1 protein-coding gene and 1 pseudogene are annotated in these 960 nt (G+C 72.0%); both read right to left on the bottom strand.

Annotation, left to right across the window (positions count from 1 at the left end):
• Positions 1-213 (bottom strand): annotated as a pseudogene (locus VR44_RS02305) (hypothetical protein); the annotation flags it as partial.
• 389 nt (positions 214-602) lie between these two features.
• Positions 603-960, bottom strand: a 358-nt coding sequence (locus VR44_RS02300; RefSeq protein WP_045945643.1) for an ATP-binding protein, incomplete at its 5' end; no start/stop codon positions are given.

The following is a 960-nucleotide window of genomic DNA, read 5'->3' as shown; positions in this document are numbered from 1 at the left end:
GACGGTGGGGTCCGTCGTGGGGGCGGGGGCGGTGAGGAGGGCGCCCGCCTCGCGGTCGCGCGGGGCCGACTGCGGCGGGACAGTCGGGTTGTCGAAGGACGCCGCCACCAGCTCGGCCGCCACGTCCAGGGGCGTGCGTTCGGCCTGGCTGGGAAGGGCCGCCGCTGGGACGTCCGACGTCTCGGGGACCGGCTCCACAGTCCTTCCGAACACCTTGCGCAACAAGCTCCGAATACCCATGGGCCAGGCCTTTCGCATGAGTGCGTGCGTCATTTGTCCGTGCTGCGCGGTTGATCCCTGCCCAGAGTGGACACGTAAGGTTATCGGCCCCTTGGCTGGAACGTCGGCAGGGGCGCCCTTTGTGGTGCCCGTCCTACCACCCAACCCGGCCGCTCGCACGAACTGGCCCTCCGCCGTGCCGGGTTCATCCACCGTTCATCCCCGCGCCGCCACATCGGCGCAGCCCGCGCCCACCGCCCTGGCCGGATTCGTTCGTATGGAGCCACCGGGGATGGGTGCGCGAACTCCTGCCGATCTGGCCGACGGGGGCGCCCAGTTGCCCAAACGGATGTTTCACGTGAAACATCCGGATCCGTCCTTCGTCAACTCCCCTCCGGGAGCCGCCCCACCGGGAGACGGAGGGTGGTCAGGGCGCCGCCGTCGGGGGCGTTGGCGAAGCTGAGGGCGATGTCCAGGACGGCCGCCTGGCCCGCCGCGATCGTCAGGCCCAGACCGTGGCCCCGGCCGCGGCCGGGGTCTCCGGTGCGGAAGCGCTGGGGGCCCTGTTCGACCAGTTCGGCCGGGTAGCCGGAGCCGTGGTCGTGGATCACCACCACCGGCCCCTCCACCGTCACCTCGACCGGCGGCCGGCCGTGCTTGTGGGCGTTGACCAGCAGGTTGGTCAGGATCCGGTCCAGGCGCCGCCGGTCGGTGAGCACCACCGCGTCCCGGACCACCCGG

Origin of the sequence: Streptomyces katrae, assembly GCF_000966975.1 — a bacterium.
Lineage (GTDB): Bacteria > Actinomycetota > Actinomycetes > Streptomycetales > Streptomycetaceae > Streptomyces > Streptomyces katrae.
Note: the sequence above shows the minus strand (reverse complement) of the source record. Positions and strands in the feature narration are given on the sequence as shown.